Source organism: Sphingobacteriales bacterium, assembly GCA_016711285.1.
Taxonomy (GTDB): Bacteria; Bacteroidota; Bacteroidia; order Chitinophagales; family UBA2359; genus JADJTG01.
Map to the genome: position 1 here is coordinate 180,426 of JADJTG010000007.1, position 8,528 is coordinate 188,953.

Consider the following 8,528-nt stretch of genomic DNA (forward strand, 5'->3'; position numbering starts at 1 on the left):
CAATTATTAAAATTTATTATTTTACCTCTTTTTACACACAAAAACACACATGAAAGCCCCTCTATCTCTGCTCTGTATCGCCAGCTATTTTAAAGGTGAAAATTTTATGCGTGCCGCCAAAGAAGCGGGCTGCAAGGTTTATTTGCTTACTTCTTATAAACTCAAAGATAAAGACTGGCCGCGCGAAGCCATCGACGATTTTTTTTATGTGCCCAGCGATGAAAATAATAATTGGAATATGGAATTTGTAAAAAGCGGCTTGGCTCATACCATGCGCAAATTGCATATTGACCGTATTATTTCTTTAGATGATTTTGATGTGGAAAAGGGAGCTTTGCTGCGCGAACACTTTCGGATTGCGGGTATGGGACAAACCACAGCGCGTTATTTTCGTGACAAATTAGCGATGCGTCTGCGGGCACAAGAATTTAATATTCCGGTTCCGGCGTTCACCGCTTTTTTTTATGATGATGCCATACATCAGTTTGCTGCTCAAACGCCTGCACCCTGGGTCGTAAAACCGCGCTCCGAAGCCTCCGCCACCGGTATTAAAAAAGTGCATACCAGCAACGAATTGTGGAATGTAGCAGAAGGTTTGGGGCACAACCGCCACGAATATTTGGTGGAGCGTTTTACGCCCGGCGATGTGTATCATGTGGATACTTTGAGCTTAGACGGCAATGTATTGTTTTCGCGTTGTTCGCAATACCTCAGCCCGCCTTTGGAAGTGTCGCAGGGCGGCGGCATTTTTCGTTCTGTAACCGTACCTTTTAATTCAAAAGACGAAAAAGAACTCATCAAACTCAACAAATCGGTGATGAAAGCCTTTGGTTTGCGGCACGGTGCTTCGCACAGCGAGTTTATCAAATCAAAAGAAGACGGTAAATTTTATTTTCTCGAAACCTCTTCGCGGGTGGGCGGCGCACATTTGGCGGATATGGTGGAGGCTTCTTCGGGTATTAATTTGTGGGCAGAGTGGGCAAAATTAGAAGTTGCCGAAGCCTTGGGCATACCGTATATATTGCCGCCGGTGCGCAATGATTATGCAGGTATTATTGTTTCGTTGTCGCGTTATTCAACACCGGATATGACCCCTTTCAAACGTCCTGAATTGCGCTGGACTTTAAATATGGAACAACATGTAGGAGCGATTGTAGCATCTTCGCAGCGCGAGCGTGTATTAGAAATTTTAGATGAATACACGGCTTTGGTTGCCCGCGATTATCACGCCATTGCTCCGCCGAAAGCAAAAGCAGGTCCACAGACGATGTAGTTGGTTATCGTAATATTTAAAAAAAGCCTGTAAACGCCGCATTGCACGACTGCATCACCGCATTGCACGACTGCATCACCGCATTGCACGACTGCATCACCGCATTGCACGACTGCATCACCGCATTGCACGACTGCATCACCGCATTGCACGACTGCATCACCGCATTGCACGACTGCATCACCGCATTGCACGACTGCATCACCGCATTGCACGACTGCAACGCCGTATTGCACGACTGCATCACCGCATTGCACGACTGCAACGCCGTATTGCACGACTGCAACGCCGCATTGCACGACTGCAACGCCGCATTGCACGACCGCAACACCGCATTGCACGACCGCAACGCCGCATTGCACGACTGCAACGCCGCATTGCACGACTGCAACGCCGTATTGCACGACTGCATCACCGCATTGCACGACTGCATCACCGCATTGCACGACTGCATCACCGCATTGCACGACTGCATCACCGCATTGCACGACTGCAACACCGCATTGCACGACTGCAACACCGCATTGCACGACTGCAACGCCGCATTGCACGACTGCAACGCCGCATTGCACGACTGCAATGTCGTAAGTACAACTCATTAATTAAAAATTTTACGCACAAATAATAATGACAGAAATAAATAGAATAATTAGCCTTTTTGAAAAGCTATACGATGGCGAACCCTGGATAGATATTAATATCAGGTCTGTTTTAGCCAACATTACACCCGAACAAGCAGCTACTAAACCGCTTCCAACAGGCAACTCTATTTGGGAAATTGTGAACCATTTAATAAATTGGAGAACCAATGTTTTGAAAAGGCTTCAGGGTATCTTAGTGACTACACCGGATAACAATTACTTTGAGCCAATACCTGTTCAATCAAAAGTTGCTTGGGCAAGAACATTGGACGAATATGATGATACTCAAAAACAATGGCTTGAATTCTTGAAAAATTTTAATCCCGAATCATTTGAATTACGCTATCCCAACAATAATATGACGTATTATGAGCATATACAAGGCATTTTACAACACGACTCCTACCACTTAGGGCAAATTGTGCTTCTTTCAAAATATTTAGACTTATAAAATATTTGGTAATAGTTTTTAATTAACTGTTGTTGATTTGGCATTGCTGTATCTGATGATAAAAAGCCTGATAACAATGTCATTGAAGAAATCGCTTTTAGAAAAGACAAGGTTTTTCGCGTCAGCCTACCCAAAACCTGCCAAATGCTGTTGTTTCAACGCTCTATATGATTGGTTTGTCCGGTATCTTTACCCAGTTGTAATAAAACCATTACCCAGATTTTTTTATCCGTAAAAATCCGTTCAATCTGTTAAATCCGTGTTCTAAAAATATGAGCAAAATAAATTATTGACCGTATTTAAGTGATAGCACACATTTATTTGTGATTTATTCAATTGATGATTAAAAGATAACGGGGAAAGGCCCGTCCCGGGCGGCCCGGGCGCGGCGGCCCGGGGGGCCCCCCGGGGGGGGGGGGGGGGGCCGCCCCGCCCCCCCCGGGGCGCCGGGGGCGCGAGGCCCGGGGGGCGAGAGGGGGGGGGGGGCCCCGCCGGCCCCGCCCAAGCCGGGGCCCCCGGCCGGGGTAGGGCCCCCCCCCCCCCCCAGGGGGGGGGCCCCCCCCCCGGGCCCCCCCCCCCCGCCCCCCCCCCCCCCCCGTCCCCCCCCGGGGGGGAGCCCCCCCGGGTATAATTAACTGAAAACCAATATTTTGATAGTAGAGTTTTGATTAAAAACAATATAAACTAAATAGGCTCAACTACTTATTGGTATTAGTACAAGATTTGCAATTTTATAGTTTTGTAAAAATTTTTACCCTGTATTTGTACTATATACAAGCCCTGCGGCAAACCGGATAAAGGCAATGCAATAGTTTGTAGTTCACTATCTACCGTTGAGGGGTTTGTAAAATACAACAATCTTCCGCTTAAATCTGATAAGCGCACTTGCAGGGTTTCATTTTGCAGTTGTCGTAAATACAGCAAAGCCATTTCGCGGGCGGGGTTCGGTGCAATAAAAACATCGGCTGCGGAGTTTGCTCCGAGAGCTATTCCGTTGTTCAATGCCTTTGTTTTGTTGCCGCCGCCGCAGGCTGTTATATTCGCCCTGAAATTGCTGCCCGCTACCGCCGCAAAATTATTCATCAGCACAATCGCTTCCCCCGCTTCAAAATGAACCGTAGTGCCGCTATTTACGCTGCCTGCCGAAAATATCACCTCCTGCACCGAATAGGTATCTGCCGCAATAGGTGTTGTATTCAAGGTTAAATCTTCGGGACAAGCTGCTACCGAAGTAGGACAAGCGACCCAAGCACCCGCCGCCGTAGTTCCCTGAAAACAAGAGTCGGCGCAAATATTGAGTTGGTCGGAGGTTTGGTTTTGATTAGAGCCACAATTAAAAATAACATTGACGCAGTTGGCTCCGGCGATGCTGTATTCAAACCAACCATCGCCATCGGGGTCGCTCATAAGTTTGCCGGGCCAAGCTCCTATATTCGTGCCGCTTACACCGTTTAAATTCCACGCATATATATAAGGTGTGTTGCAAGTGCCGTTGGAGTTCCAATACAAAGTAATGCCATCGGCGAAGGTATATGTTTGAGTGGCTATATTGCTCGTATCATTGCCACAATAAGAAACTGCCTGTACGGTATAACTGCTGCCCGCATAGCCATTGAGTGAAAAAGCACCGTTGTAAGGAGTAGAAGCAGCAGTAGGCGCGGTGCCGTCAGTGGTATAATAGGTGTAGCAGTTGTTTCCGGTACTCACGATGCTCACATCTAAGAAGCCCACACCATAGTTGCCGCCGTTGGGCGCAATGTAGGTAGCGGGCGGAAAGTCAGGGCAAGTACTCAACCAGCCATTGTCGTAGCAGGCATCGCCGCTTACCCTCAAATCTGCTGTTTGATTTGCTCCGTTGCACGAAAAAATCACATTGGCAAAGCAAGCATTTACGAGTGTGTATTCGTACCAGCCGTCGCCATCGGGGTCGCTCATAGAAAGCCCGGGCCAAGCGGCAGGTGCGGTATTTGGTATGCCATTGATGTCCCAGATATAAATTTTTGGATTGCTGCAATTAGCGGCGGCAGCATTCCAATGAATGGTGATGCTCGGCACTTCGTTGATAACAAATTCCTGCGACAATACCTCCGATTGTTCTCCGGCGGTATTTTGGGCAAAAGTATATACCGTTTGCGACTGACTGAGTGTAAAAGGTGCGCTGTAGAGCGTCCATTGGCTTAAATTGGCAGGGTTAGCATTGGCATCAAAGGTATAATAAATGGCAGGTGTGGTATTCGGATTATTGCCGTCAGCCGCCGAAATTGTCACCTGTACCGGTGTATCCGAAGAGCATATATCCGGCGATATATCCACCAACAAACAAGGTAAATTATTCACAGCTTCTATTAATAATAATTGCTCGCTGCCTACGGTAAAGGTTACTTGCCCATTGCTTACGGTGGCGGTAGCTCCGGTATAATAGTTGCGCAGCAGCGTTCCGTTGGCAAAAGTGCCGCTTACGTTCAAAGTAACTGCTCCGCTGCCTGTTCCCAAAGCAATCAATGCCACATCGCATACGCCGGCGGCTGTGTTTTGATATTCGCGCTTGAAAATATAAGGCGAAGTGGCTTGTATTAAAGTGTGCGTACCCGCACCGATGGCAGGGTGTTTTTTGCGAAATTTACCCAATTTTTTCCAGTGGTTGAGTACGGTATTGTTGATACTGCTCCAATTCATAAAAGAGCGCGTATCCTGATCAGTACCTGTATTGTACGACAAGGTTGGACGGGCACTTTCATCGCCATAAAAAATTTGCACTGCTCCGGGTGCCAACAACAAAGAAGTACCTCCATCTATCAAATCGTTGCGGTCGAAAAGGTAGGTGTCGTGCGAAGAAATATAGCTGAGAATATTCCATTCGGGGTCGGGATTGACGATAGCGGCATAGTTGGCATAAGTGCTGTTGAGGGCGGTAGGTGTAGCCGCCTGCGATTGAAAGTTAAAATTGATAAGCGCATCGGTTTTGCCAACTGTCACGGCTTCGGTATTTTTTCCGGGTCCGTGTCCATACCATTCGCCCACCATCCAAAAATCATTGTCGTCTAATTTTTTTGCAGGATTATTGGTTTTCCATTCTGCAAAGGCATCATTGGCTTGGTCTTTCAATTCGCCCCATATTGCCCGCTCTACATGTTTGTAGGTATCAATGCGAAAACCATCAACTCCATACTGCCGCACCCAATCGGTGAGCCACTTAATGAGGTGGTTGGAAGGAGTAGCAGTGAGTGTTGTATTGTTGAAAAAAGTGTTGAGTTCGGCGAGTTCCTGTGCTTCTTTGGTGCTGTTCCATTTGGTTTGCAGCACCTTGGGCAAGCCCACCGCCGTAGTGTAGTTGGTACGAATGTCGGGAAGTCCGGCGAGTGCCATCGTGAGGTCATCGCCGCCACTGGCAACGGCGCAATATTGCGTGCCATCGCCTTTGCGAATCCAAGGCACACCGTTGTTGTCTGTCCACCAGTTGCACCAAAGCGGGTCGGTAGGATTGCTCACTGCGCCCAAATTATAGGTTTGCGAATCGGCGGTATTATCGTAGCCCACATGGTTGAGTACAATATCCAACACCACACGAATACCATAGGTTGTGGGCAGCATCTACAAAAGTCTGAAACTCTGCAAATGTACCGAAGTTGGCATCAGTTTCGGTGAAGTCGAGCGCGTAATAACCGTGATAGGCGTAGTGGTTTTGAAAAGCCGAATTACTGCCATATCCCGGCACCGAGCCGTGAATTTGCTCGTAAGGCGGCGATATCCAAATTGCATTTACGCCAAGGCTATCCAAATAGCCGGAATTGATTTTTTGGGTGAGTCCGGCAAAATCGCCGCCCATAAAGCCGCCCACAGGGTCGGTGCCGCGTCCGTAAGAAGCATTATTGCCACTATTGCCGTCATTAAAACGGTCGGTAATGGCAAAATACATCGTGGCGTTGTCCCAGGTAAAATAATTTTGAGCCTGCAATGTGACGGCGGTAAAACAGAACAAGCAAACAAAAAGAAAGAAGTATTTAAACATAAGTAAGAATTATTCAACAGAAAATAAATAATTCGTAAATATAAATAAAGCAAATAAAATTTAAAAATACATATAAACAAAGTTCAGCAAAAAGTGATGTACCAATATTATATTTGCTTTAATTTTTTTATGTTTAAAACATATCATAAAATCTCACTGTTTTTTTTGTTAATATTATTTAATCAGCACTATAGGTTTAAAGAAAAGATAGTTACACTAAGAAATTCATTTTACCTTTGCGATGTTGAAAAAAACATATCATTCATATTATATGAGCGTTGTAAGATTTTTCCTTTTGGGAATAGTTTTTTTTTGTTTTGCCGCTTCATCTTTTGCTGCCGCTGCTCCCATGCCACCCGATGGTTATGAAATAAAAGTAGCGGTGAGAGGTTTGAAAGATACTACGGTGCTGCTGGGCTATCATTTTGGAGAAAAGCAGTATGTAAAAGATACTATTCGTTTAAGTGCCAAGGGAGAGGGCGTATTTAAAGGCGAAACTGCTTTGGACGGCGGTATGTACCTCATCATCACCCCCAACAAAAAATACTTTGAAATCATCGTAGATGACCACGAACAGCATTTTTCTGTTACCACAGATACAAGCGATTTTGTAAAGAATACCCAATTTAAAAACAGTCCGGGCAACGACCTTTTTTATGAAGATTTGCGTTTTATCAAACAAAAACAGGAGCAAAGCGAAAAAATAAACGCCCAAATCAAAGAAAAAGAGACCGCCAAAGACAGCATCACCGTAAAAAAGCTAAAGGAGCAACTTACTGCCATTGACAACGAAGTAAAGGAAGAACGCCTCGCTTTGCGCAAAAAATGCCCCGATTGTTTCTTTTCAAAAGTACTTTATACCATTGAAGGTCCCGAAATACCCGTCGACCTCAAAGAAAAATGGAAAAACGACAGCAATGCGCGTTTTTATTATGAGCGCGCCCATTTTTTTGATAATGTGGATTTCAGCGACACCCGCTTGTTGCGCACCTCCTTAATTCACCAAAAAATAAACACTTATTTGGATAAAATGGTGGCGCAGACCTCCGACTCGCTCCTCAGCCATGTGGATATGATTATAGAAAAATCAAAGCCCACCGAAAAAATGTTTCAATATGTACTCGGCACTTTGCTCAATAAATATTTTTCTTCCCAAATTATGGGTTTAGATGCGGTGTATGTACATATTTCCGACACTTACTACTCCACCAAACAAGCCACTTGGCTCAGTGATACGGATTTGTTCAAAATCACCGACAAAGCGAATAAGTTGCGTTTTAATTTACTCGGCAAACCCGCCCCCAATATGATTTTGCAGGACGACAAAGGCAATATGGTGAATATGTACGGTTTGCAATACGATTATTTGCTGCTGTGGTTTTGGGACCCCGACTGCGGACACTGCAAAAAACAAACCCCTCATTTAGTAGCAGCTTTTGATACGCTCCAAGCCACTTACAACATTCAGGTATTGTCGGTATGTGTGGAGCAGGAAATGGACAAATGGGCACAGTACCTGAAAGAGAATCCCAATTCGTGGATAAATGTAGCCGACCCGAAATTCAAAAGCAATTTCCGCGAGCAATACGACATCAGCGGCACACCGCGCCTGTTTATTTTGGATAAAGACAAAAAAATCATCGGCAAACGCCTCAATCCTGAGCAGTTGGTGGAGTTTTTGGAACGCTACGAAAAAAAATTACATACCGAAAAAACGGATAAAAAAGAAGATAAAAAGTCGGGCGGTTGATGTTTTTGCCGGAAATAAAATGACGAAGAGAGCAGCAGCATACTTCGGTCAAATTAATTTATATACCTCGTATAAAAGAAAAATATAGTATCTTTCAATCATTATTCACCAAACACATCAATTTATCGCTATTTTTTTATGGATTTTAAAGAGATACAAGAATTAGTAAAGCTGTTGAGCAAATCGGATATTGCAGAGTTGAAGTTGGAGAGCGAAAATTTTAAAATCACCCTGCGCACCAAAGCATACGTTGAAGCGCAAAACGGAGGCGATCGTGTAGTGTATAGTACTGCTCCCGCTCCTGCTATGATAGCAGCGTCTCCTGTAGCAGCCCCGTCTGCCGCCGCCGAAGCCCCCAAAGCCGCCGACACCGCCACACCGCCGCCCGCCGCCGATACCAACCT

7 protein-coding genes are annotated in these 8,528 nt (G+C 45.5%); 5 read left to right on the forward strand and 2 right to left on the reverse strand.

The genetic code is table 11. The features are described 5' to 3' along the window. Positions 1 to 49 precede the first annotated feature (49 nt). Genes IPL35_05545 through IPL35_05555 form a run of 3 tightly spaced genes read left to right on the forward strand, consistent with a single transcriptional unit; the run spans position 50 to position 2,365 of the window. Positions 50 to 1,273, forward strand: a complete 1,224-nt coding sequence (locus tag IPL35_05545) for an ATP-grasp domain-containing protein (protein MBK8442899.1) — start codon at positions 50 to 52, stop codon at positions 1,271 to 1,273. 41 nt (positions 1,274 to 1,314) lie between these two features. Next, positions 1,315 to 1,875 carry a hypothetical protein gene (locus IPL35_05550; GenBank protein MBK8442900.1) on the forward strand — a complete coding sequence of 187 codons (561 nt, stop codon included), beginning with the start codon at positions 1,315 to 1,317 and terminating at the stop codon, positions 1,873 to 1,875. Between the two features lie 25 nt (positions 1,876 to 1,900). After that, positions 1,901 to 2,365 carry a DinB family protein gene (locus IPL35_05555; GenBank protein MBK8442901.1) on the forward strand — a complete coding sequence of 155 codons (465 nt, stop codon included), beginning with the start codon at positions 1,901 to 1,903 and terminating at the stop codon, positions 2,363 to 2,365. Between the two features lie 711 nt (positions 2,366 to 3,076). Here IPL35_05555 and IPL35_05560 read toward each other — a convergent pair. Together IPL35_05560 and IPL35_05565 are read right to left on the reverse strand one after the other, a co-directional pair. After that, on the reverse strand, positions 3,077 to 5,956 hold the full coding sequence (locus IPL35_05560; protein ID MBK8442902.1) for a starch-binding protein: 2,880 nt from the start codon (positions 5,954 to 5,956) through the stop codon (positions 3,077 to 3,079). After that, entirely contained in the window at positions 5,889 to 6,320 is a 432-nt protein-coding gene (locus IPL35_05565) for a hypothetical protein (protein ID MBK8442903.1), read from the reverse strand. The genes IPL35_05560 and IPL35_05565 overlap by 68 nt, the downstream gene beginning before the upstream one ends. A 349-nt stretch (positions 6,321 to 6,669) precedes the next feature. On the opposite strand from IPL35_05565, the gene IPL35_05570 reads away from it, so the two are divergent. After that, positions 6,670 to 8,124: a DUF5106 domain-containing protein gene (locus IPL35_05570; protein ID MBK8442904.1), complete on the forward strand. Its 1,455-nt coding sequence runs from the start codon at positions 6,670 to 6,672 to the stop codon at positions 8,122 to 8,124. A gap of 138 nt (positions 8,125 to 8,262) precedes the next feature. Further along, the coding region (locus IPL35_05575; protein ID MBK8442905.1) for an acetyl-CoA carboxylase, biotin carboxyl carrier protein at positions 8,263 to 8,528 on the forward strand (266 nt) is incomplete at its 3' end.